At 67.5% G+C, this 23,157-nt stretch carries 19 protein-coding genes; 13 read left to right on the plus strand and 6 right to left on the minus strand.

The window, feature by feature from the left end:
- The first annotated feature begins 137 nt into the window (after positions 1 to 137).
- From V5A20_RS06065 to lepB, 8 genes are all read left to right on the plus strand, one after another.
- Complete coding sequence (locus tag V5A20_RS06065) at positions 138 to 1,877, plus strand: 2Fe-2S iron-sulfur cluster-binding protein (RefSeq protein WP_332326913.1); 1,740 nt, start codon at positions 138 to 140, stop codon at positions 1,875 to 1,877.
- 110 nt (positions 1,878 to 1,987) lie between these two features.
- Positions 1,988 to 2,200 (plus strand): hypothetical protein, encoded by a 213-nt coding sequence (locus V5A20_RS06070; RefSeq protein ID WP_332315103.1) that lies wholly within the window; start codon positions 1,988 to 1,990, stop codon positions 2,198 to 2,200.
- Positions 2,197 to 2,331 (plus strand): hypothetical protein, encoded by a 135-nt coding sequence (locus tag V5A20_RS06075; protein ID WP_332315102.1) that lies wholly within the window; start codon positions 2,197 to 2,199, stop codon positions 2,329 to 2,331. Before V5A20_RS06070 ends, V5A20_RS06075 begins: the two co-directional genes overlap by 4 nt.
- Before the next feature lie 84 nt (positions 2,332 to 2,415).
- On the plus strand, positions 2,416 to 4,119 hold the full coding sequence (locus V5A20_RS06080; RefSeq protein WP_332315101.1) for an NAD+ synthase: 1,704 nt from the start codon (positions 2,416 to 2,418) through the stop codon (positions 4,117 to 4,119).
- Between the two features lie 56 nt (positions 4,120 to 4,175).
- A complete protein-coding gene (locus V5A20_RS06085; protein ID WP_332326914.1) occupies positions 4,176 to 4,934 on the plus strand; it encodes a signal peptidase II in 759 nt (252 codons plus the stop codon).
- A 177-nt stretch (positions 4,935 to 5,111) separates the two neighbouring features.
- On the plus strand, positions 5,112 to 6,926 hold the full coding sequence (gene lepA / locus V5A20_RS06090; protein WP_332326915.1) for a translation elongation factor 4: 1,815 nt from the start codon (positions 5,112 to 5,114) through the stop codon (positions 6,924 to 6,926).
- 99 nt (positions 6,927 to 7,025) lie between these two features.
- Positions 7,026 to 7,901, plus strand: coding sequence for a hypothetical protein (locus V5A20_RS06095; protein ID WP_332315098.1), 876 nt, complete (start codon positions 7,026 to 7,028; stop codon positions 7,899 to 7,901).
- Positions 7,902 to 7,952: 51 nt separating this feature from the next.
- Positions 7,953 to 9,152, plus strand: coding sequence for a signal peptidase I (gene lepB, locus V5A20_RS06100; RefSeq protein WP_332326916.1), 1,200 nt, complete (start codon positions 7,953 to 7,955; stop codon positions 9,150 to 9,152).
- 262 nt (positions 9,153 to 9,414) lie between these two features.
- On the opposite strand, the gene V5A20_RS06105 is transcribed toward lepB, so the two are convergent.
- The 3 genes from V5A20_RS06105 to V5A20_RS06115 form a co-directional block, all read right to left on the minus strand.
- Positions 9,415 to 10,392: a L,D-transpeptidase gene (locus V5A20_RS06105; RefSeq protein WP_332315096.1), complete on the minus strand. Its 978-nt coding sequence runs from the start codon at positions 10,390 to 10,392 to the stop codon at positions 9,415 to 9,417.
- A gap of 79 nt (positions 10,393 to 10,471) precedes the next feature.
- A complete protein-coding gene (locus V5A20_RS06110) occupies positions 10,472 to 11,521 on the minus strand; it encodes a potassium channel family protein (RefSeq protein WP_332315095.1) in 1,050 nt (349 codons plus the stop codon).
- Between the two features lie 120 nt (positions 11,522 to 11,641).
- Entirely contained in the window at positions 11,642 to 12,157 is a 516-nt protein-coding gene (locus tag V5A20_RS06115) for a hypothetical protein (RefSeq protein ID WP_332326917.1), read from the minus strand.
- Between the two features lie 231 nt (positions 12,158 to 12,388).
- On the opposite strand from V5A20_RS06115, the gene V5A20_RS06120 reads away from it, so the two are divergent.
- Both V5A20_RS06120 and V5A20_RS06125 read left to right on the plus strand, forming a co-directional pair.
- Positions 12,389 to 13,177, plus strand: a complete 789-nt coding sequence (locus tag V5A20_RS06120) for a DoxX family membrane protein (protein ID WP_332315093.1) — start codon at positions 12,389 to 12,391, stop codon at positions 13,175 to 13,177.
- 104 nt (positions 13,178 to 13,281) lie between these two features.
- Positions 13,282 to 14,475 carry a patatin-like phospholipase family protein gene (locus V5A20_RS06125; protein ID WP_332315092.1) on the plus strand — a complete coding sequence of 398 codons (1,194 nt, stop codon included), beginning with the start codon at positions 13,282 to 13,284 and terminating at the stop codon, positions 14,473 to 14,475.
- Here V5A20_RS06125 and V5A20_RS06130 read toward each other — a convergent pair.
- Both V5A20_RS06130 and V5A20_RS06135 read right to left on the minus strand, forming a co-directional pair.
- Complete coding sequence (locus tag V5A20_RS06130; protein WP_332326918.1) at positions 14,451 to 14,954, minus strand: dihydrofolate reductase; 504 nt, start codon at positions 14,952 to 14,954, stop codon at positions 14,451 to 14,453. The two genes, V5A20_RS06125 and V5A20_RS06130, sit on opposite strands and share 25 nt — an antisense overlap.
- A 46-nt stretch (positions 14,955 to 15,000) precedes the next feature.
- On the minus strand, positions 15,001 to 16,452 hold the full coding sequence (locus V5A20_RS06135; protein WP_332326919.1) for an amidase: 1,452 nt from the start codon (positions 16,450 to 16,452) through the stop codon (positions 15,001 to 15,003).
- Between the two features lie 178 nt (positions 16,453 to 16,630).
- Between V5A20_RS06135 and V5A20_RS06140 the strand changes: the two genes are divergently transcribed.
- The 3 genes from V5A20_RS06140 to V5A20_RS06150 all read left to right on the plus strand — a co-directional run bounded on the left by V5A20_RS06140 (position 16,631) and on the right by V5A20_RS06150 (position 22,132).
- On the plus strand, positions 16,631 to 17,716 hold the full coding sequence (locus V5A20_RS06140; protein ID WP_332315089.1) for a sensor histidine kinase: 1,086 nt from the start codon (positions 16,631 to 16,633) through the stop codon (positions 17,714 to 17,716).
- Between the two features lie 67 nt (positions 17,717 to 17,783).
- On the plus strand, positions 17,784 to 20,738 hold the full coding sequence (locus tag V5A20_RS06145) for a hypothetical protein (RefSeq protein WP_332326920.1): 2,955 nt from the start codon (positions 17,784 to 17,786) through the stop codon (positions 20,736 to 20,738).
- Between the two features lie 140 nt (positions 20,739 to 20,878).
- A complete protein-coding gene (locus V5A20_RS06150; RefSeq protein ID WP_332326921.1) occupies positions 20,879 to 22,132 on the plus strand; it encodes an OprO/OprP family phosphate-selective porin in 1,254 nt (417 codons plus the stop codon).
- Positions 22,133 to 22,147: 15 nt separating this feature from the next.
- On the opposite strand, the gene V5A20_RS06155 is transcribed toward V5A20_RS06150, so the two are convergent.
- Positions 22,148 to 23,032, minus strand: a complete 885-nt coding sequence (locus V5A20_RS06155) for a thymidylate synthase (RefSeq protein ID WP_332326922.1) — start codon at positions 23,030 to 23,032, stop codon at positions 22,148 to 22,150.
- Positions 23,033 to 23,157: the final 125 nt, after the last annotated feature.

Here is a 23,157-nt window from a genome sequence, read left to right on the forward strand (position 1 = left end):
ACGCTGCCGTCTGTCGAGGCTGAACTTCCCCTTGCTGAGATCTATCTTGATGTGTTCGAGAAGGAAGAGACGTCCGAGAGCAAGTAACCCCCAACGCTGAACGCGCACCCCTCAACCGCCTAACGCTGAACGCCGACATGCCAATCGTCACCGTCGACGGAACGACTTACGAGTATGATGGGGAGCAGAAGCTTCTGCAGTTCTGTCTGAACCAGGGCATCGAGCTGCCCCACTTCTGCTACCACCCCGCCATGTCCATCCCGGCCAACTGCCGGCAGTGCCTCGTGAAGGTGGGCATGCCGAAGACGGACCGCGAGACCGGCGAGGCGGTCCTCAACGACGACGGGGAGCCGGAGGTGCAGTACATGCCGGGCCTGCAGGCCAGCTGCACGATCGACCTGCGGGACGGGATGGTCGTCCAGACCCACCGCTCCAGCGAGGAGGTGCGCGACGCCCAGACCGACAACCTGGAGTTTCTGCTGGCCAACCACCCGCTCGACTGCCCGATCTGCGACCAGGCCGGCCACTGCCCCCTCCAGATCCAGGCCTACAAGTACGGGCCCGAGGGCTCCCGCTTCGAGTTCCGCAAGGTGCACAAGCCGAAGCGCGTGAAGCTGGGCCCCCGCGTGACGCTCGACGCCGAGCGCTGCATCAACTGCACGCGCTGCACCCGCTTTACCGACGAGGTGTCCGGCAGCGGCCAGCTCACGATCACGAACCGGGGCGTCGAGAACTACCCGATGACCGCGCCGGGCGAGGACTTCGACGACCCCTACTCGATGAACACGATCGACATCTGCCCGGTCGGCGCGCTGACGGCCACGGACTTCCGCTTCAAGGCGCGCATCTGGGAGATGAGCTCGACGCCCTCGATCACGACGACCAACGCGACGGGCTCGAACTGCCACTACTGGGTGCGCGACAACCAGGTGCTCCGCATCACGCCACGGCAGAACATGGCGGTCAACGAGCACTGGCTCCCCGACGAGGACCGGCTTGTCTACAACCGGTTCAACGACAACCGCCCCGACGGCCCCCACATCCGCTCGGAGGGGACCCTCAGGGGCGGGCGCTGGGAGCAGGCCTACGCACAGGCCGCCTCCCTCCTCGGCGGCACCGACCCGGAGCGCATCCTCTTCCTCGGCTCCGCCCACGCGACCGTCGAGGACAACTACCTGCTCACGCAGCTCGCCGACGCGGTGGGGGCCGACGCCCCGCGCTACCTCCCGCACCTCGAGCCGGGCGCGGGCGACGACTGGCTCATCACCGACGACAAGACGCCCAACGCCGAGGGCTGCGAGCGCCTCGGCATCGCCCCGATCGACGAGGAGCTGGTCGGCTCCCGCATCGAGTCCGGCGAGTACGACCTGATCTACGTGCTGGAGGACGACCCGGTGGGGTCGGGGCTCTGCGGCGCCGAGGCCCTCGACGACGTGGACGTGGTGCTGCACTACTACAACACCACCAACGAGACGCTGCCGCGCGCCACCGCCGCCCTCCCCGCCGCGATGGTGGTGGAGACGGTGGGCACCTACGTCAACCAGGACGGCCGCGCCCAGCGCGTGCGCCCCGCCAAGGAGATCCAGGGCGTCAACCGCACGCTCATGATGGAGATGGGCACCAACCGCGAGGACGAGCACGGCACGCCGTTCGACCGCTGGCACAACGACGAGAACCGCATCAACTGCAAGCCCAGTTGGGAAATGCTGCCCGAGATTGCCCAGCGCTACGGCGCCAAGATGGACTACGCGAAGGGGCCGGAGCAGATCATGGACGAGGTGCAGTCCACGATGGCGGCCTTCGAGGGCGCGACGTACGACGCGATGGGGCTGAAGGGCACGCAACTGGAGGACGTGGAGGCGGGAGAGGCAGTGTAGTATAACGTCCCCGGTCCCACGTCGACACGTTTACAATCACGAGATTGGGGGGAGCCCCGGGGCCGATTGTCGACTGGGCATGGATCATAGCAGAGGGCGACGTCCCGCTCATGATCGTGTGCTCGGCGGTGGCCCTGTACGGGCTGCTCATCGGCCTCCAGTTCGTGGTGGGGAATCTGCGCAAGCGCATCCCCGGCGTCACGGCCCTCGTCGGCAACGCGCCGCTTCTCCTTATGGATGGTCCCGAGGTCCTGGACGACAACCTTCGCCGCGCCAACGTGACCGAGCCGACCTGCGGGCCAAGCTCCGCGAGGCGAACGTGACGCGGCTGGAGCAGGTGCGGGCCGTCGTGATGGAGTCGACGGGCGACGTGTCCGTGCTTCACGCCCCGCCGGACGCCCCGGCCATTGACGAGTCGCTGCTTGCAGACGTGCAGGAAGAAACGAGATCGTGATGGGCCCGGGGGCCGGAACGCACCGTCAGCACCAGGCGTGTGTATTCTTCTGTAGACTCTTCTGGCACACCGCCGCTTGCGCCCATGAACATTGCTTTGGCCCAGATCAACCCCACCATTGGGGACCTGGAGGGGAACCGTGCGAAAATCCTCGACTACGCCCGGCGGGCGGACGATCGGGGGGCCGACCTCGTCGTCTTTCCCGAGCTCTGTGTGACGGGGTATCCTCCCGAAGACCTGCTCGAAAATCCGTTTTTTAAGGACGCCGTCCAGCGCACGGTCAATCACCTGGCCCGTGCCCTGCCCCCGCACCTGGGCGTCATCATCGGGGCGCCGGTGCCCAGCGGCGACCGGTTCGGCAAGCCCCTCCACAATGCCGCATTGCTTTTGGAGAACGGGGCCGTACAAGACCGCGTCTACAAAACCCTCCTGCCGACCTACGACATCTTCAACGAAGACCGCCACTTTGAGCCCGCCGAGGAGCGGCGGCTCCTCGAATGGCGCGGGGTGCGCATCGGGCTCCACGTCTGCGAGGACATGTGGAACGTGCACCAGCCCGAGGGGGTCGACCAGAGCGAGCGGTACGAGTGCGATCCGGTGTCCGAGCTGGCGGCCCTCGACCCGGACCTCTTTGTCAACATCAGCGCCTCGCCCTTCTCGATCGGGAAGCACGAGGTGCGCACCAAGCTCGTCGAGCACATCTGCCGCCGCCACGGGCGCCCGTTCCTGCTGTGCAATCAGGTGGGCGCCAACACCGAAATCGTATACGACGGCGACAGCCGCGTCCATACGGCCGATGGCACCCAGGTGAAGTGCGCGGCCTCCTTCGAAGAGGACCTGCTCTTCTGGGACACAGAGACGTCTCCGACGGCCTGCACGCCCGACCGTGACAAGGTTGCGGACCTGCACGACGCCCTCGTCCTCGGCATTCGCGACTACTACGAGAAGACCGGCATCTTCGACAAGGCCCTCCTGGGCCTGTCGGGCGGGATCGACTCGGCAGTCACCTGTGCCCTGGCGACCGAAGCGCTCGGCCCCGAGCGCGTAGTGGGCGTCACCATGCCCTCGCACGTCTCGTCGGAAGGATCCGTGACGGACTCGGAGGTGCTCGCCAAGAACCTAGGCATCGCGTTCAAAGAGATCTCCATCGAACCGGCGATCGACGCCTTCGACGAGATGCTGGCCGACGAATTTGCGGGCACCAAGCCCGGGGTGGCCGAGGAGAACCTCCAGTCGCGGGCCCGGGGCGTGACGCTCATGGCCCTCTCCAACAAATTCGGCCATCTGCTGCTGTCGACGGGCAACAAGAGCGAGGTGGCCATCGGCTACGTCACGCTCTACGGCGACACGAACGGGGGCGTGGCCGTCCTCAGCGATGTGCTCAAGACGCGCGTCTACGAGCTGGCCCACCACATCAACGAGCGGGCCGGGACGGACGTGATCCCGCAGAACACGATCGAGAAGCCGCCCTCCGCGGAGCTAAAGGAGGACCAGAAGGACACCGACACGCTGCCCCCCTACGAGACGCTCGACGCCATCCTCAAGCGGTACGTGGAGGAGAAGAAAGAGCTCAGCACCATCGTTGGGGAGACCGGCCTCGACGAAGGGCTCGTGCGCGACGTGCTGCGGCAGGTGGACCAGAACGAATACAAGCGCCGCCAGGCCCCGCCCGGCCTCCGGGTCACCGAGAAGGCCTTCGGCATTGGCCGCCGCATGCCCATCGTGATGGAGTGGGACCGGGAGGCCATGGAGGCGCTTACCGCCGAAGAGTCGGCCGCAACCCCCTAGCGTCAGAGCGCCGCGAAGGGCCGTCTGTCTTTTCCTTTTCCCGTGTGACCACAACGATGCGCGTCTTCTGGATTGCTGGGGTCGTCGTGCTTCTCGACCAAGCCGCCAAGGCGACGGTGCTCCAGCTCATGTACCGAGAGCAGTCCATTCCGCTCCTCGGCGACTGGTTGCGGCTGACCTTCACCGAAAACCCGGGCATGGCGTTTGGCATTACGATCGGGCCCACCGGGACCGTGACGATTCTCTCGCTCGTGGCGACGGTGCTCGTGGCGGCGTACATCTATCAGGTCCGCAACGACTACGGCCCCTACCGCTGGAGCCTCGCCTTCATCCTGGGCGGGGCCCTGGGCAACATCATCGACCGTGTCTTCTACGGCGTGCTGCTCGACTACGGCCCGTACTTTGCCGGGCGTGTCGTCGACTTCATCCACGTGAGCCTCTGGCAGGGCTTCATCCCTCGGGGCATCCCGTTCTTCGGGGGGGCATACCTGGAGCTGTTTCCCATCTGGAACGTGGCCGACATGTCGATTGTCCTCGGCGTCGTTGGGGTGATGATCTTTCACCAGTCCTTCCACGAGCGCCGGATTGCGAAGCGCCGGGCGGCCAAGATGAGCGAGCGGGGCCCGACGCCTCGGGCGCGTCCGCGTCCCGCGGCGGTTTTCTCAGACCTTGGACGAGACGTGGGCACGCCCCCGGCGGTCCCCCCGGCTCTGTCCGAGGCCGTGCCGTATCGGCGGCGCGACGGCCGGGAGGCGCGCGACGGGGAAGCGTCGGCAAATGGACAGTTCTGGACTGTGGAGGGGGAGTTCATGTAGGGCCGGCCAACCGGAGCGGAATCGCGGCCCGGCCCGTTCCGGCCGGCGCCGTGCAACGTGAAGACGGATGGGCCGTTACATGCCCCGCACACTGAGGACCCGGCTCGGGGGGCGCCCGAGCGGGTCGGTCGCCCCGCGGCCCTTCGCTGGACATCCATTCGATGGCCTTTGCGCCTCATGCCTGACCTTTCGACGATCCGCAACTTCTGCATCATCGCGCACATCGACCACGGGAAAAGCACCCTGGCCGATCGGCTCCTGGAACGCACCGGGACCATCACCGAGCGCGAGATGAAGGAGCAGACGCTCGACGACATGGACCTGGAGCGCGAGCGGGGGATCACCATCAAGAGCCACGCCGTGCGGATGGCGCACGCGGCCCCGGACGGGCAGGAGTACACGCTCAACCTTATTGACACGCCCGGGCACGTCGACTTCACCTACGAGGTGAGCCGGGCGCTCAAGGCCTGCGAGGGGGCGATCCTGCTGGTCGACGCGGCGCAGGGCATCGAGGCGCAGACCATCTCCAACCTGTGGTTGGCCCTGGAGCAGGACCTGGAGATCATTCCCGTGATCAACAAGATTGACCTGCCGGTGGCCCGGCCCGACGAGGTGGCGCAGGCGCTGGAGGACCTGATCGGGGAGCCCGCCGAGGACATCCTGCAGATCAGCGCCAAGACGGGCGAGGGGGTCGATGAGATGCTCGACCTGATGATCGACCGGGTGCCGCCGCCCTCCGGCGACCCCGACGGGCCGCTGCGCGCCCTCATCTTCGACTCCATCTACGACTCGTACCGCGGCTCCGTCGTCTACGCCCGCGTCTTCGACGGCACGCTGGAGGAGGGCGACACGATGGAGTTTATGTCCAACAAGAAGCAGTACGACGCCGAAGAGCTGGGCATCCTGCGGATGGGGCGGCAGAAGGTCGACGCGTTCACGGCCGGCGATGTGGGCTACATCATCGGGTCGATCAAGGACATCCAGGACGCGCGCGTCGGCGACACCATTACGAAGGCTCAGGACCCCGCCGACGAGCCCATTCCGGGCTTCGAGGAGGTGAAGCCCATGGTCTTCAGCGGCATCTATCCCACCGAGACCGACGACTTCGAGGAGCTGCGGGGCGCGCTCGAGAAGCTGCAGCTGAACGACGCGTCGCTCACGTATCAGGCCGAGAGCTCCTCGGCCCTCGGGTACGGCTTTCGGGTGGGCTTCCTGGGCCTGCTCCACATGGAAATTATCCAGGAGCGGCTGGAGCGCGAGTTCGACCTCGACATCATCACCACCGTGCCCAACGTGGAGTACCGTGTGGAGGTCGAGGAGAAGGGGGAACCCAAGACCGTGACGGTCGACAAGCCCGAAGACATGCCGCACTACGGCGACATTGAGGCGGTCTACGAGCCCTACGTGAAGGCCGACATCATCACCCCGAGCGACTATATCGGCAACGTCATCGAGCTTTGTGAGAAGCGGCGGGGGGAGTACGGGAGCCAGCGCTGGCTCGACGGGCAGACGGTGAAGCTGGAGTACGAGCTGCCCCTCGCCGAGATCGTCTTCGACTTCTACGACAACCTCAAGAGCGCGAGCCGCGGCTATGCCTCGTTCGACTACGAGCTGCTGGAGTACCGCGAGAGCGACCTCGTGAAGCTCACGATCCTGATCGACGAGAAGCCGGCCGAGCCCCTCTCCACCATCGTCCACCGCGATTCGGCCCACGAGGTGGGGCGCAAGCTCGCCAAGAAGCTCAAGGACGTCATCCCCCGGCAACTCTACGAGGTGCCCATTCAAGCGTCGATTGGGCGCCGCATCGTGGCCCGCGAGACGATCAAGGCGCAGCGCAAGGACGTGACGGCCAAGTGCTACGGCGGGGACGTCAGCCGCAAGAAAAAGCTGCTGGAGGAGCAGAAGGAGGGGAAGAAGCGCATGAAACAGATGGGCGAGATCGACGTCCCGCAGGAAGCGTTCCTCGCCATTCTCTCGGTAGACGAAGACTGAACGCGCTCTCTGGAGCGGGGGGCGGCCGACCGATGCCCCGAGACATTCTGGGGAAGCGGAGCGCCCCTCTTCTTTTCGCCCCGGCACGACGATCCGAGCATGAGACACCCGCCTGGACGGCACCTGCAAAATGGCCTGCTCTCCGGCGCCGCGTGCGCCGTCTGGCTGGCGTGTTGGGGGCTTCTGATGGGCGGGGGGGCGAGGCCGGCCTTCGCCCAGACGACCGGGGCGGAGGGGCGTCTCGTCGAGCGCTACCAGGAGGAGCGGTACCGCGCCCTGGCGCGCCGGCACTTGCGGCAGCAGGGGCGATGGCCTGCGCACCCGCCCACTCGGATCCCGACCCCTACCGATTCGCTTCGCCTCATCCATCCCGCGTTCTCGTCTCCTGCGGCCGAGGCCCCGACCTTTCCCCTCCACGACGTGCGCCCCGTCAGGCACCTGGAGCGAGACTGGTTCCGGGAGCGGTTTGCGGACACCGAGTGGGCCTTCCTCGGCGAGACCGCCGACCACACCTTCCTCGACACGACCCGAACCCCGACCCTGCGGGCCCGCCTCCAGGCCCGGTTTGGGGACCCCACCCAGACACTCGCCGACGCTCCGCTGAACGACCCCCCGACCGGGCGGGCCCAGTTCGAGTACTGGTTTGTCGTCAACGACTCCATCCCGGTACAGGTCACCGACGGGCGGGGGCCCAAAGGGCGCGGGGTCATCGTGGCGGCGGAGCGGGCGTACCGTGAGCAGCTGCGGGCCCTGCGTGACACCCTGCTTGCGCCCCTCCGCCGCGAGAGATCGGCGCCGCACGTGGACTACTACTACGACGAGCGCCGCGAGCGGTGGTACCGCACCGGATTTGACGGCCGGTCGTTTTTCCTTGCCCCAACCTCCCGGGGCGACATCGTGCCGGGGCGCCGCCCCCGCCTCGACACGGCCCGCACCTCTGAGGCGTCCGCCTCGCCCGCCTCCTCAATGCCATAACGCAGCGGCGGGCGGTCCCTATTCTTCACCCTAGCCCATCCAGACACCAGCATGTCGACCGACGACCCGAGCCGGGACGCCGAACCGCGCAAGAGTGAGCTTCGACAATGGGGCGAGTCCCTCGTCGTGGCCGTCATCATCGTCCTCATTGTGCGGTCGCTCCTGTTCGACCTCTTCCGCATCCCCACGCCCTCGATGGAGGAGAACCTGCTCGTGGGAGACTATCTCGTCGTGTCGAAGTTGCACTACGGCCCCCGAACGCCCGTCTCGCTCGGCATTCCGCTCACGTCCATCCACCTTCCGGGCGTCACGTTTCCGTACCACCGCCTGCCCGGGTTCTCCGAGGTAGAGCGGGGGGATCCCATCGTGTTCAACTATCCGCCCGACGAGGGGCCGATCGACCGCAAGGTGCACTATGTAAAGCGCGTCATCGGCATGCCCGGCGACACCCTGTCGGTGCAGGACAAGCTCGTGCACGTCGACGAGGAGCCCCTGCCCCTGGGGCGCGGCATGCAGCAGTACTGGACCGTCACCAAGAGCGACGCGCGCTACCAGATTCCCCGGGCCCGCATGGAAGAGATGGGCATCAGTGAGGTGCGACGGACCGACCGGGCCGAGACGGTGCGCGTGCTGGCGACGCCCGCAGGGGCCCGGCAGATCAGCCAGCGGTCGTGGGTGCGCTCCATCACGCCTTACATCCTAACCGACGACGAGTACAGCGAGATTATGTATCCCTCCGGACAGGGATACACGCCGGACAACTACGGGCCCGTCCACATTCCGGCGAAGGGAGAAACTGTGGCGCTAACGGCCCAGAACTGGGACCTCTACCGGCCTGTCATTACGCGATACGAGGGCCGCGCCGCCCGGCAGATGACGGACTCCACCTTTGCCATCGACGGGGCGCGCACGACCACGTACACGTTCCAGCAAGACTACTTCTTTGCGATGGGAGACAACCGGGACAACTCGCAGGACAGTCGGTTCTGGGGCTTCGTGCCCAAGGATCACGTCGTGGGCAAGGCCGTCCTTACGTACTTCTCGTGGGACCATGAGGCCTGGCTTCCCCGCTTCGGGCGCATCATGCGGCCCATCGCGGACGACGGAATCTTTCGGGAGCAGTCGGCCCTGGACCCGCTGCCGAAGGGCCAGACGGCAGATCGCCCCCGCGCCGACTCGTCGTTCCGGTCCCGGCCATCGGCCGCGGCAGAATTGCCGTCACGCGCGGCGGCGCTTCGAAGCCGGCCCTAGTGCACGTTCAAGGGGTTCCTCTTGGGTCACGGAAGGGCCCGTCATTCTGAGGGAGCTGCCAAGCGACCGAAGCGCCCTGAACATCAGTGAAGAAGTGCTTTCAGAGTGAATCTCTTCGAATCTGACATTTACGTTGCACTCGGAGGGATCTTTCGACTCCGGTGGGCTCCGCTCAAGACGACTGCATTGCAAAAAGGATTGCTTGAGGCTGCACTGGGTCCCCGCCTCGCTCCCACCCGCACCTTCCGAGGCGAGGCCTGTCTCAGCGAGAGGCACGCCGTTCCCGGAGCCGGTCCCACATTTCTTGCTGATTGGTGCCGGGCGACACGTCGTAGGGCCGCGTCGGGAGCGCCACACGCTTCAACACCGGGTAGCGGGCCTTGTAGTCGAACGGCTGCGGCGTTCCTTCGGGGTCGTCCCCCACCACGAGCACCATGGTGCCGGGCTCCAAGAGCTTCCCCCGCCCGGACGAGGGGCCCATGTGTCCCTGGGTCGTTTGCCAGGGCTCGGCCCAGTCGTAGATCCACTTGGCGTCGGCGTCGACGAGGCGCACGCAGCCGTGGCTCGTGGGGCCGCCCGTGGGCATCGAGTACTGATGGATGTGAATGCCACGGGCCGCGTGAAAATTGAAGACCCAGCGCATGGTCCATTCCTCCCCGGGCGGGCTCATTGTCGAGACGCGCTCCTTCTCCTTCCAGTTGAAGTTGAACCGGCCCGTCGGGGTGGCCGTGGAGTCGGGGTTGCCGGTGTTGACGATGCCCCAGCGCGCGAGCCGGCCGTACTCGTACGCGGCGAAGGCCTGCACCGTCTTGTGGATGACGAACAGCTTCTCGAAGCGGTGGGCCTCCGGGTAGTAGCGGGGAAAGGGTGAGTAGGCCCGGAAGTCGAGGCCAAACTCGGTGGGCACGACGAGCGTGTCGCCAAGAGGCGTGTTCTCGATCGTTTGTCGGTTGAGCAGCTCGACGAGCTGGGCCTGTTTGCGGCCTGTCTCGGTGTCCCCGTTCCCAATGCGCTGGTAGAATCGGTTGCGGGCCACCACGCTATTGCCGCTCGGGTCGTCGAGCACGGCGTATTCGTAGTACACCTCGGGCAGGTCGTCGAGGTTGTCGGCCTGCCGGGCCAGGATGTCCTCGATGGCGTACTGGTCGAAGTACCCCTGCGCCGCGGCGGGCGAAGACACACCCGTCGCGAGCAGAAGCGCGCCGAGAGCGGCCCAGAGAAACGTCCTGTGCGTGCGCATCGTCGGTGGAGGGCTGTTCGAGAGGGAAGATCATGTACCCGTGCCGGGTCGGTCCGTTTCTCGAAGCCCGGACCGGCGGCTACGGGAGGCACACGCGTTTGCGGAGGGCATCGATGACGTCGGTCTCCCCCAGCACGATCAGGATGTCCCCGGCGTCGATCCGCTCGGTGGGCGAAGGGTTGAACGTCATTGCATCGGTGTCCGCGTCGATGATGCCGATGACGATCGCCTCAAACTCTTGCCGGAAGTTGCTCTCGGCCAGGGTCTTGCCGGCGAGGGGGGCGTTTTGGTGCACCTGCACCTCGTCGATCTGGCGGCTCAGCGCGCTGGTGTGGAGGACGCGCTCCAGGAAGTGGTCGGTGTGGGGGCGCAGCACAACCTGGGCCATCCGGTCGGCGCCCACCTCGCTCGGGGCAATCACCTTGTCGGCCCCGGCGTTGCGCAGCTTGCTCCGGTTGTCGTGGTCGATGGTGCGAGCCAGGACGAAGAGGTTTGGGTTCATCTCCCGGGCCGTGAGGGCCACGAAGACGTTGCTGCTGTCGTCGGGAAGGGCGAGGATCAGTCCCCGCGCCCGCTCGATGCCCGCGGCGCGGAGGGTCTCCTCGTCCTCCGCGTCGCCCTGCACGTGCAGGCGTTCATTCTTCGACAGCGACGCGCTAATCTCTTCATCGATGTCCACGACCACCACCGACTTCCCCTCCTCGATGAGATCCTCGGTGAGCCGCTCCCCCACGCGCCCGTATCCGCAGACGATGTAGTGGTCCGAAAGCTCGTCGATTCGTTTCATGATGCGGCGTTCACGGAGGCGATCGCTAACGAGAAGAAGTTGGGCGGAGCGAACGGCAACGAAGCTGAGAATCCCGATGCCGGTGACCCCCAGGCCGAAGGTGAAAAACCGTCCTGCGTCCGACAGGGGGTTGACCTCCTGGAATCCGATTGTCGAGAGGGTGATGAACGTCATGTACAACCCGTCGGCCGCCGACCATCCTTCGATCCCGACGTAGCCCGTCGTGCCGACGGCAAACAATGACAGGAGGGCGAAGACCGCCAAGAAGACCTCGCGGCGGGAGGGCTCCATGCGCGCCAGCCAAGAGATCAGGGCCTCCCAGGGCGTCCGGAAAAGGGCCATGAGGCGGTGGGGGGATCGGAAAAACGAACGAACGGAAGGGCATGCGGCAGCGACCGCGGAGCGGGCGTTGCCTGCCGGCGGTGCGGAGGCGTAATTCCGGAGCCCCAGTCCCGAGGGACCTTACCCCTTGGCCGGCGTGCTCAGCAGCTGAGCGTGCCACGACTCGCGGGCGGGCCGCTCGAACGCCCCCTCGCGGAGGGCGCCCAGGGTCGTGAGGCTTGGATCGAACACAGGCGTGTCGGCCGTCACGATGCCGTCTGTGGCGCGCTCCTGAAAGGCGCGTCGAGAGGTCGCCACCACGCGTCCGTCGCCGTCGCGGTAGAGGACGTGAAGGGACGGCACCCAGGCAACCTCGAGGGCAGACGCCGCGTCGTCAATCGCATGGGCCAGGTCGTCAATGCCGCAGCCGGAGAGGTCCCCGCTACCCACCGGTGTGGCAGCGACGACGAGGAATCGATCGTGGAGAATGGTCGCGGCCCCCTCCACGGAGCGCTCATGGGCGCGCCACCCCTCCATGAATGTCGAGAGCCGATCGAGCAGGGCCGCCTGGCGGTCGTCGCCGAGCGGCGAGGCCGCCGCGTGGATCCAGAGCCGGGCGTCATCAGGAAGGGCAGCCAAAGCGGGCAGGTCAGCCATGGGACGTGAGGCAGCGGGGGAAGAAGTACTAGATGCCTTCTTTGTAAGCCGGACGCGGTCATTTGTTTGTCAGTGGACGGCCACCGCAGCAGAAGAGGAACGCGGGCGACTGGACGCCGTCCCATATCATGTGAAGAAAAAAGAAATTGAAACGGCTGCGGGTGTTGAGCTACAAATGCTCCCTGAGCCAAGCGTCGCTGTCGCTTCCGCACAGAACGCCCTACGCCTCCCATGTCTCGCTATCGCGATCTCGTCGACTGGATCAACGAGCACCGGACGGTCGCCCTCGACCTGGTGCGCATCTACCTTGGCGGCGGGCTGTTCGTCCGCGGCATGCTGTTTGCCTACGAAAGCCAGGGCGTGGAGGCGCTCGTGGACCTGTCCGAGTTTTCGGTGGCCTCGGCGGCGCTCACCCACTACGTCACGTTCGCGCACCTGGTGGGCGGGCTCCTGTTGGCGGCAGGCCTCCTCACCCGGCTCGCGGCGCTCGTCCAGATCCCCATTCTTGCCGGGGCTGTCTTCCTGGTGCACCTGGAGCAGGGCCTCCTGACGGCCGACCAGTCCCTCGAGTTTTCGGCCCTCGTCTTCGTCCTCCTTGTGATCGTTTTTGTGTTCGGGCCGGGCGAGTGGGCGGCCGACCGGTACGTCTTTGAACGAGAGCCGGAGCTGCAGGACGAGCCTCCGGAGCTGTGGTGGCGCGACGACGACTTTGAGCAGACGCCTGCCCCTGAGCCCGCGGGAGACGGAGGCGGGGTGGCCGTGGCGTCGGCATCGGTCACCAGTGCGAAAGAGGCCCTTGCCGAACGGGTGGACAGTGAGCCCTGCGCGTGCGGATATGACCTTTCGCATCCGCGGGTGACGGCAGAGCCGCAATACGGATGGAGCGCCGGGTTTTTCTTCATGCTTGGGGTGTCGGCACCCGTAAAAGAAGTGGTCTTCTACTGTGAGGAGTGCGGGACCGTCATGAAGCGCACACGAGACCCCGAGATCCTCCGAAAGTACCGCTGGCACACATCTTGACCGCTTGACCTTTACAGGCGGCGGACGGGGAGGACGCGGTGTCGCGGGCCTCGCGGCCGACGCCTTGGTGCCCCAAAGCACACCCCCCAAACGCCCCTCCCTCAATGAGCGGAACGTCGTCCAACGGCACAGCGGACTCGGAGGCCAGCGGCTCAGCGGACGCCCCTGCGGCCCTCGTGCTGGGCGGCGGCGGGGCCCGCGCGGCCTACCAGACCGGGGTGCTGTGCTACGTCGGGGAGGCCTTTCCCTCGGCCTCAGTCCCGTTCATGACGGGGGTGTCGGCGGGCTCTATCAATGCAGCCCACCTCGCGGCCGATCCCGGCCCGTGGAAGGACCGCACGGCGCGGCTTACGAGCTACTGGGAAGACCTGACGGCGGAGGATGTGTTCGCGCCGCGCTCCCTTTGGACGATTGCGCGGTCGATCTTGTGGACGGCGCCAAGCGAGAAGCAGACGCTCCTAGACACGGCCCCCCTCCGTGCCTACCTCGACCGGCGGCTTCCCACGGACGCCAAGGGCCGGCTCACGGGGGTGGCCGAAAACCTGGAGGCGGACCGCCTGCAGGGGCTCGCCATTACCACCTCCAACTACGCCACGCTCCAGACCGTGACGTGGGTGCAAGGGTGCTCGATGCAGAACTGGGACCGTCCCAATCGGGTCGGGCGCCGGGCGATCCTCAGCCTCGACCACGTGATGGCTTCCACGGCCCTGCCGATGGTGTTTCCGGCCGTCCGCCTCGACGATGCCTGGTACGGGGACGGCGGCCTCCGCATGCTCGACCCGCTCGCGCCCGCCATCCACATGGGGGCCGATCGTCTCTTCGTCGTCTCGACGCGCTACGAGCGGTCCCAGGCCGAGGCGAACCGGGCGGCCCGCGCGCCCGCCTACCCGTCGCCCTTCCAAATGATGGGCATCCTCTCCAACGTGCTCCTGCTCGACGTGCTGGAGCACGACGCCGCCGTGCTGCGTCGCATCAACCGGCTTGTCCGCCAGCTGCGCCCGGAGCAGCGCGAGCCGCTCCAGCCCATCGACCTGCTCGTCCTGCGGCCGTCCGTGGACCTCGGGGCCCTGGCGGGCGACTACTGGATGGACCTCGGCGGGGTCATGGGCAGCCTTCTGTCGACGGTGCAGTGGCGCACCGACCCGCCGCCCGACTGGTGGAGCATGCTGCTCTTTCATCCCGACTACCTGGACCGCCTTCTCGAGATCGGCTACAACGACGCGAAGCGGCAGCACGACCGCATCGAGGCCTTTTTTGCGCGGGAGCCGGTCGATCAGTCCGCGTCCGTCCGCTCGTAGGTGACAAACCGAAAGCCGTCCCGCGCGTCGACGGCGGTTTCTTCAAATACGTCCCCGATGAGGGGCTCGAAGGGGGGAAAGTAGGTGTCGCCCTCGTACTCTCCCTCGACCAGGGTCAGTTCCATCCGGTCGGCATGCGGGAGAAACTGTTCGTAGACGGACTCGCCCCCGCCGACGAAGACGGTGTCGTCGTCGGGCAGGGCGTCTAGGGCCGCGTCGATGGAGCCGTAGGTTTCGACCTCGGGGTACTCTTCGTAGCCGTCCTGCGTGGTGAGGACCATCATTTTCCGATCGGGCAGTGGGCCGCCAAACTGGTGCACGATGGACTCGAACGTGCGTCGGCCCATCAAGAGGGGGTGCCCGGTGGTGAGTCGCTTAAAGCGCTGAAGGTCCTCCGGGATGTGCCAGGGGAGGTCTTTGTCTTTGCCGATGACGCGGTTCTCCTCGGCGACGGCGGCGATGATGACGAGTTCGGGCATGAGATCGGTGGCGAGAGTAGAGAGTGGGGGGCGAAGAGGGAACCGTTCATGCATCGTCTTCGGAACCGGACGTCTCGGCGAAGGAGGCAGGCTCCGGGTCATGGTCCAGCGCCGCTTCCAGGCGCCGTCCTGCCGCAAGTAGATTGGCGTCCGTTCCCCGCCGGGCGTGCACCTGAAGGCCGATGGGGCGTCCGTCCGACGATCGGCCGGCGGGCAGCGTGAGGATGGGGTGGCCCGGCGCGGCCGTCGGGCAGTTGTAGGGTGCGATGGGGAGGGCGTAGGGGACCGAGACGCCCTCAATCTCGAGGGCGGCCCCGGTGCGGCGGTGGGTGAAGGCGGGGAGGGCCGCGACGGGCGTGACCCACAGGTCCCAGTCGTCGAAGAAGGCGTCGACAGTGTCGGCGAGGGTCGCTTTCCGATCGAGGACATTGAAGTACGCCCGTGGGCTGAGCCCGGCCCCTTTCGCCATGCGCCCGGCGAGGCTGCCGTACTGCGACCGCACGTAGCCGTGCCATACCAGCTGTCGGAAGGGCGTGTGCCGCAGGGGAGCGGGAAGGCCGGCCGTCAGCTCGAAGCCTTGAATGCGGGCCCAGGTGTCGAACGCGTCCTCCACGTCGAACGGGGCGGGGCGACGTGCCACGCTGCACCCCGCATCGCGCCACGCGCCGATGGCGTCGCGGAGCACCCGCTGGGTGTTGGTGTCGACCGGTACGCCGCCCAGCTCGGGCGTGACGGCGATGCGTAGGGTGTCGGCGGCGGGCGCAGGCACCTCAGCCGTGTCCGCCGAGCCCGACAGGGCGGCCCACTCCAGCTGCAGGTCTCGGACCGTGCGGGCCATGGGGCCGGCCACGGCGATGTGGCGCACCGTGGCGGGGCGGGCGGGCGGGCGGATGCCGCGGAGGGGACCGTCTTCCGTGGGACGCAGGCTGGCGACCCCGCAAAAGTGGGCGGGCACGCGGAGGGAGCCGCCCACGTCGGCCCCCAGCTCCAGCGGCGTGAAGCCCGCCGCCAGGGCCGCCGCGGAGCCCCCGGAGCTGCCCCCCGGCGTGGCATCCAGGGCCCACGGGTTGTTCGCACGCCCGAACGTCGGGTTTTGGCACTGCCAGTCGTAGGCCGCAAATGGGAGGTTCGTCTTGCCCAGCAGGATGCCCCCGGCCGCCTTCAGGCGGGTCACCTGCGGGGCGTCCGCGTCGGGCACGAAGTCGGCGTAGTGGGGCAGGGCGTACGTGGTGCGCAGCCCCGCCGTCGAGAACTGATCCTTGACGGTGAAGGGGACGCCGTGCAGCGGCCCCCACACCTCGTCGCGGGCCAGGGCCGCGTCGGCGGCCTCCGCCCGGGCCCGGGCCGGCTCTGTATTGAGGGTGACCGTAGCGTTGACGACCGGATTCCACCGCTCAATGCGCTCCAGATGAGCCGTGAGCACCTCGACGGCGGACACTTCGCGGGCGCGGATGCGGCGGGCCAGCGTCGAGGCGGAGCAGGATGTGAGGTCGGACACGAACCAAGGTGTGGGCGGGGACAAACAACGAACGCCTGCTCGTACGACCAGGGCCGGGCGTGGGATTCGGGGCCCATGAACGCGACGGCCCCCCGGTTGCCCGGAGAGGCCCGAACCTGACGGCCCGTTCGGTGTGTGTATACTGTTCCTCAGTCGGACCGATGATGCCCGCCCGCCGATGTCTCGGACGTACGCCTACTGGATTTGTCAGCTCGGGGGATGGACCGGCTACGCGGTGCTGCGGCTTACCCTGTCCTCGTTCTTCCAGGCGGTGTCCTGGGAGCGGGTCGCGTCCTACGTCGTCTTCGTCGTGGCCGGCGTGCTGTACACCCACCTGTATCGTCACGTTGCTCGGCGGGGAGACTGGACGCAGATGTCGCTGCAGCAGTTGGCGCCGCGCGTCGTGGGGGCGACCCTGGTGATCGCGCTGATCCTGCACGGCACCATGGACGTCGTGGGGCGCTACGTCCTGGAGCTAGACCTCTACAAAGAGATCGACTCGGAGACCGGGGTGCTGCTGGCCTCCGTCGTGAACGGGTGGTTCCTGCTGATGCTGTGGTCGCTCATCTACTTCGGCGTCCACTACTTCTGGAGCTACCGGCAGGCGGAGGTGGACAAGTGGAAGTTGGAGGCGCAGGCCGAGACGGCCCGCCTGAAGGCGCTCAAGCTGCAGCTCAACCCCCACTTCTTCTTCAACAGTCTCAACAGCGTGCGGGCCCTGATCGCCGAAGACCCCGACCGCGCCCAGCGCATGGTGACGCGCCTGGCCCGCCTGTTGCGGAGCACGCTCCAGGCCGACGACATGAAAACCGTGTCGCTGGAAAACGAACTGTCGACCGTGCGTACGTACCTGGAGCTCGAAAAGGTGCGCTTCGAAGATCGGCTGCGGCATCGAATTGAGGTGGACGAGGAGGCACGCTCGTATCCGGTCCCGTTCATGCTGGTGCAGACGCTCGTGGAGAATGGGATCAAACACGGGGTGGCGTGCTGCCGAGAGGGGGGCGTCATCACGATCCGGGCCGAGGTGGTAGACGAAGCCCTCCGCATCCGTGTGACCAATCCCGGAACTCTCGATACGGAGGAGGGCGGAACGGGGCTGGACAACGCCCGCGAGCGGCTGCGGCTGCTCTTTGGGGCGGAGGCGTCGCTAACCGTAGACAATGCGGACGCCGACACCGTTGCGGCCACCGCGGTCCTTCCGGTCCAGACGTCCCCCGAACCGCCCGCGGTTCAGGAAGGGACTGCCCTCGCGGCCCGCGGTTGATTGGGGCCCGGAAATCGACCCTTCGCGCCGCGCCCTGCTTGCCCCCACGCCCAGACGCATCCCCGCGATGGCACACCGCGTCGCCCTCTGCATCCTTCTGCTCCTCAGCGTCCCGATGCTGTCCGCGCAGGCGCAGAGCTTCAGCACGGTAACCGGCCGCAACCACCCCGAGATCGACTGGCGGACGGCCACGACCGAGCACTTCGAGATTGTCCACCCGGCCCGCCTCGACGACATCGCCGCCGCGGCCGCGCCGATTGCGGAGACGACATACGACACGCTCTCGGCCACCCTGGACGTGACGTTCGACGAGCGGATCCGCGTCTACCTGAGCGACCAGGACGCCATCGTCAACGGCTTCGCGGTGCCCTTCGGCACCGGGTATACCGACATCTGGGTGAAGACGAACGACTGGGCGCGCGCCTTCACCGGTCCCTCCTCGTGGCTGCGCCTCGTGCTGGCCCACGAGCTGACGCACCTCTTTCACTACGAGGCCGTCCGAACGGACCTGGGACTCTGGGCCCTCGCCCTCGGCGGTTCGTTTCCCCGGGTCTGGACCGAAGGGCTTGCGCAGTACCAGGCCGAGACGTGGAACGCTCAGCGGGGTGAGCGCTGGCTCCGCGCCGCCGTCCTCGACGATGCCCTGTCGTACGAGGACGGCCGGTCGCTCTGGAACGGGACGCTCCTGTACGCCTCCGGCCACAGCCAGGTGCGCTACTTCGCCCAGCAGCACGGCGACTCGACGCTCACGGACCTCCTCCACCACAAAACAGACGTGCTGTTCGGGCTCGCGGAGGTGCACGACTTTGAGGCGGCATTTCGGGAAACTGTCGGGTCGTCCTACGAGACGTTCTACGAGCAGTGGCGGCGCGACATGAACGTGTACTACAACACCCTCGCCGGCCAGCTCGAAACGCTCGACTCCCTGCGTACCGACACGCTCGCGGTGCCGGGGCAGTACGTGGAGGCCCTCGCGTACAGCCCCGACACGTCGCGCATCGCCGCCCTGACCCAGTTGTCGCCGGAGCGCCCGGTGCGTCGGCTGCACGTGATCGACCGCTCGTCGGGCAAGGTTACGGTGGTGGCGGAGGGGGCCATCGAGCCGTCCGTCGCCTGGAGCCCCGACGGAACGCGAATCGCCTTCAGCCGGCAGACGCGGGCCGCCCACGGGTCGCTCGTGGACGACCTGTTCGTGGTTGGTGCGGACGGAGACAACGAGCGGCGCCTCACCCACGGCCGCCGCACGTCGGCGCCCACCTACGGGCCGGACGGCGAGCGCCTCGCGTTCGTGGCGACGGCGGACGGCACGGCCAACGTGCACTTGATGACAATGGAAACGGGCGAGACGATGCGGGTGACGGACTACGAAGGGGACCTGCAGATCACGGGCCTCCAGTGGCATCCGTCGCAGGACACCCTGGCGCTCGCCCGCGTCGACGCCAAGGGCGGCCGGCAGCTCGTGCTCTATGATCTGGGCACGGAGACCTCGACGCTTCTCACTGATCCCGACTCCGATGATCGGCGGCCCGTGTGGCGCCCCGACGGCTCGCAGCTGGCCTACACCTCGCTCCGGGACGGCGTCCCCAATGCCTTCGTCTACGACCTGTCGACCCACACGCACCGCCGCGCCACCCGTCTCGTCCGGGGCGCCACCGTCCACGACTGGGTGCCGGCCGACTCGTCTTTCGAAACGGATGCCACCGATTCCACGCCGGGCGAGGCCCTTGTCACCTCCACGGCCCTCACGAAGGCGCGCGACGGCGCCTTTCGCATCCCTGCAGACCGCACGGCCCGGGCCGTTGAGCCCTCCGTGCCAGGGCCATACGCGGCCTGGACCACGACCGAGCCGCCCCGCACCATCCCGCGGCGAATCGCGCCGGACCCCTCGCTCATCGAGACCCGGGGCGACTACGACGCCCTCGACAACGTCACGCATCGGGCCTCGCTGGCGCTGCCCTACTACGCGCCGTCGGCCGACGACTACGGTCTCGCTGGCGTGACCTCCTGGACCGAGCCGCTGGGCACGCACACGCTCAACGCGGGGGGGCGCCTCTCCTTCACCGAGCCCGGGACGAAAAGCGAGGTGGTGGCGTCGTACCTAAATCGGCAGTTGGATCCCACAATCGAACTCGCAGTGTTCAGTGCGTCGTCGTCGGCGCGCATCTATGGGCGTGACCTGCTCGTGGAGGACCGGACGGGCGGCGACCTTGCAGCGCGCTGGCCCCTCGACTGGCGGGTGCGCCCGTACGTGTCCACGACCGTCTCGGCCCGGCTGCGCTACGCCGACCTCGATCCGCTCGACCGCGGCGACTTCACGTCGCTCGGCCCTCTCTCACCGCCCCAGGCCGGCCAGCAGGCGAGCCTCCGCCTCCAGTTCACGCGGCGCAAGCGCCCCCCATACCGACACGCGCTCGTGCATCCGGTGGACGGATGGGGCCTCCGGCTCCGAGCCACCGGCGCGGCCGAGGTGCTGGGCGGCGACACCTCGTTCCTGCGTGGCGACGTGGCGGGCTACCACCTTCTTCCCAGTGTGGGCACCCATCAGCTCTACCTCTACGGACGGCTGCAGGCCCAGACCGGGTCCTCGTTTCCGCAAGACTACGTCGGCCTCTCGCGCTACGACGCGATCGACCTGCCGCTGCCGGGCGCCGTGCCCCTTTCGCTGGGGGACGCCGAGCGGGTGCGCGGCCACCGGCAGTACGTCCTCGGCAACCGCGTGGCCTTCGGGCGCGTCGAGTACCGGATGCCCCTCGCCTCCAGCCTGCGGACCGAAGTGCTCGGGCTTATTGGCCTTGGGCACACGACGCTTTCGGCGTTTGTGGATGGGGGAATGGTGTGGAGCGGTCGCGACGTGGGCGGGGGCGTCCGGCAGATGGGGACTGGGCTCGAACTCAAAAATGCCCTCCGGCTGGGCGGCTTCAAGGTCGGACACGCCCTCGGCCTTGCCCAGCCCACGACCGCCCTGGGGACGCGCGAGGATGTGCGTGTCTACTACCGCGTGCAGACGGCGCTCCCGTTCTGATGACGAGGGGCCTCCCCAAGGAGCGGGCGCGGGGGCGAGGTCTTGAGAGCCGGATGACATTTTCAGGCCTGGGCAATACATTCAGTTAACAGTTTCGTAATCTTGCCGTCGATGCCCAAGGGCCCGGTTCTCCGTTCCCCATGATCGCCGTCCGAGCACGTCTGTTCGTCTTTACACTCGCCATGGTGGGGCTTGCAGGAAGCGGCACTGTTGGGATGGCGCAGACGAGCACTGAGGCGGATGCAGAGGCGCAGGCCGGGGCGGAGGGGTTTCGGGTTGTGTCCGGCGACGGGGCGTTTGTGCTCCGCCTGCGGGGCGATCTCTACGCCGACGCGCGCTTCTTCCCGGGCACGACGGGACCGGCGGGGGCTGAGCGCTTCTTCCTCCGCCGCGTCCGGCCGCGGCTTCAGGGGCGGGTGTACGAGCGGTTCGCGTTCAGTATCCGGAGCGACTTTGGGATTGGGGGACCCGAGATCGACGATGCCTTCGTGGAGGCGCGGTTCGCACCGGCCCTCCAGCTGCGCATGGGGCGCTTCAAGGTGCCGGTCGGGCTAGAGACCCTGTCGTCCACGACCGGCCTCATGCACGTGGAGCGGGGCTTCCCGGCGGGCCTGGTGCCGGGCCGCGACGTGGGCGTGATGCTGTCGGGGACCGCGGGGGCGGAGCGGCTGCGGTACGCCGTCGGGCTCTTCAACGGGACCCCGGGCGCGTCGGAGCCGGGCGCCGACGTCGACGACGCGAAGGAGGGGGCCGGGCGGCTGTTTGCGACGCCATTTGCGGGGACGGGCGGGGTGCTTGACGGGCTCGGCGTTGGGGTGGCCGGGACGGTGGGGGCAGTCACCGGCACGGCGACGACGCCGGCCCTCACGGGGGTGAGCACCACGGGGCGGCAGTCGTTCTTCCGGTACGCGGACGGGGTCCGGGCCGACGGGCAGCGGTGGCGGGTGGCGCCGCAGGCCCGTATGTATTCCGGTCCGGTGGAGCTGCTGGCGGAGTACACGGTGGTCTCCGAAACGGTACGACGCGGACCGGCAACGGAGACGCTCACGCACCGCGCCTGGCAGGCCAGCGCCGCCGCGGTATTGACGGGCGAGGACGCCCGCGAGGGCGCCGTGGCGCCGCGCGATCCGTTCGGGGCCGAGCGCGCGGCAGGGGCGATTGAGTTGGGGGCGCGGGTCCACGGAGCGACCCTCGACGACGAGGCATTTTCCAGATTCGCGGCTCCTACGGCGGCGTCGCAGGCCACCGCCTGGGGGCTCACCCTGAGCTGGTATCCCAATGCCCTGGTGCGCTTCATGCTTGGAGTCGAGCGGACGACGTTCGAAGGAACGGAGACCTCCCCCGATCCCGAGGCGGAAACGCTGCTCCTCACGCGAATGCAGATCGCCTTTTGACGTGTCGCACACGCCTCATACCGCGATCGGGGCCTGGAGGGCCGGGTGGTGTTCGTAGTCTTCAACTGAGACGTCGTCTGCGGTGTAGTCGAAGATCGAGTCGCGCTCGTGGAGGTGAAGCGTCGGGCGGTCGTACGGCTCACGGGAGAGCTGCTCCTCCACCTGCTCCATGTGGTTGAGGTAGATGTGACAGTCGCCCCCGTTGAAGATCAGTTCGTGCGGCGTGAGGTCGGCCTGCTGGGCCAGCAGGCAGGTGAGCAGGGCATAACTGGCGATGTTGAAGGGGAGGCCGAGAAAGCTGTCGACGGAGCGCTGTTGCCACATCAGCGACAGCTGCCCGTCGCCCGGCTCCCCGTCCACGAAGCACTGGAAGGCGTAATGACAGGGCGGGAGCGCGGCGTCCTCGATTTGGGCGGGGTGCCAAGCGCTCACGAGATGACGGCGCGAGTGGGGCTGCTCGCGGAGCCCCTCCACCAGCCGCTCGATCTGATCCACGCGGCGTTCCGGCCCTTCAAAGTCGCGCCACTGCCTGCCGTAGACCGGCCCGAGGTCCCCCCATCGCTCGGCAAATGCGTCGTCCGTGGCAATCTTTTCTTCGAAGGCCTCCTGGCTGATGTCGGTGCCGGTCTCCTCGCGGTACCGCTGAAGGGGCCAGTCCGTCCAGATCGACACGCCGGCCCGCACGAGCGACTGGATGTTGGTCTCCCCCCGCAGGAACCAGAGCAACTCCTCCGTCACGCCCCGCATCCACACGCGCTTCGTGGTGATCAGCGGAAAGCCCTCGGACAGGTCCACCCGCAACTGCCGCCCGAACACGCGGATCGTGCCCGTGCCGGTGCGGTCCGCGTGCCGGGTGCCATGGTCGAGGATGTCCTGGAGGTAGTCGAGGTATTGGTGCATTTGGGAGCGGGAGCGTGGAGGGAGAGTCGTGGAGGGCCGTGAGGGAGCGCTCCAGAAACTCAACGCGCCGACGGGGTACAGGTTGTGGCGCGGAGAGCGTCGCGTTCTTTTTCAGAGGCGCGGGT

The organism is Salinibacter sp. (genome assembly GCF_036626415.1).
In the GTDB taxonomy this organism is placed as follows: Bacteria; Bacteroidota; Rhodothermia; order Rhodothermales; family Salinibacteraceae; genus Salinibacter.

What these genes read in the sequence shown, in the direction of transcription:
- V5A20_RS06065 (WP_332326913.1), top strand. Translation starts at nt 138, where the DNA reads ATGCCAATCGTCACCGTCGACGGAACGACTTACGAGTATGATGGGGAG.
- V5A20_RS06070 (WP_332315103.1), top strand. Translation starts at nt 1,988, where the DNA reads ATGATCGTGTGCTCGGCGGTGGCCCTGTACGGGCTGCTCATCGGCCTC.
- V5A20_RS06080 (WP_332315101.1), top strand. Translation starts at nt 2,416, where the DNA reads ATGAACATTGCTTTGGCCCAGATCAACCCCACCATTGGGGACCTGGAG.
- V5A20_RS06085 (WP_332326914.1), top strand. Translation starts at nt 4,176, where the DNA reads ATGCGCGTCTTCTGGATTGCTGGGGTCGTCGTGCTTCTCGACCAAGCC.
- lepA (WP_332326915.1), top strand. Translation starts at nt 5,112, where the DNA reads ATGCCTGACCTTTCGACGATCCGCAACTTCTGCATCATCGCGCACATC.
- V5A20_RS06095 (WP_332315098.1), top strand. Translation starts at nt 7,026, where the DNA reads ATGAGACACCCGCCTGGACGGCACCTGCAAAATGGCCTGCTCTCCGGC.
- lepB (WP_332326916.1), top strand. Translation starts at nt 7,953, where the DNA reads ATGTCGACCGACGACCCGAGCCGGGACGCCGAACCGCGCAAGAGTGAG.
- V5A20_RS06105 (WP_332315096.1), bottom strand. Translation starts at nt 10,392, where the DNA reads ATGCGCACGCACAGGACGTTTCTCTGGGCCGCTCTCGGCGCGCTTCTG.
- V5A20_RS06110 (WP_332315095.1), bottom strand. Translation starts at nt 11,521, where the DNA reads ATGGCCCTTTTCCGGACGCCCTGGGAGGCCCTGATCTCTTGGCTGGCG.
- V5A20_RS06115 (WP_332326917.1), bottom strand. Translation starts at nt 12,157, where the DNA reads ATGGCTGACCTGCCCGCTTTGGCTGCCCTTCCTGATGACGCCCGGCTC.
- V5A20_RS06120 (WP_332315093.1), top strand. Translation starts at nt 12,389, where the DNA reads ATGTCTCGCTATCGCGATCTCGTCGACTGGATCAACGAGCACCGGACG.
- V5A20_RS06125 (WP_332315092.1), top strand. Translation starts at nt 13,282, where the DNA reads ATGAGCGGAACGTCGTCCAACGGCACAGCGGACTCGGAGGCCAGCGGC.
- V5A20_RS06130 (WP_332326918.1), bottom strand. Translation starts at nt 14,954, where the DNA reads ATGCCCGAACTCGTCATCATCGCCGCCGTCGCCGAGGAGAACCGCGTC.
- V5A20_RS06140 (WP_332315089.1), top strand. Translation starts at nt 16,631, where the DNA reads ATGTCTCGGACGTACGCCTACTGGATTTGTCAGCTCGGGGGATGGACC.
- V5A20_RS06145 (WP_332326920.1), top strand. Translation starts at nt 17,784, where the DNA reads ATGGCACACCGCGTCGCCCTCTGCATCCTTCTGCTCCTCAGCGTCCCG.
- V5A20_RS06150 (WP_332326921.1), top strand. Translation starts at nt 20,879, where the DNA reads ATGATCGCCGTCCGAGCACGTCTGTTCGTCTTTACACTCGCCATGGTG.
- V5A20_RS06155 (WP_332326922.1), bottom strand. Translation starts at nt 23,032, where the DNA reads ATGCACCAATACCTCGACTACCTCCAGGACATCCTCGACCATGGCACC.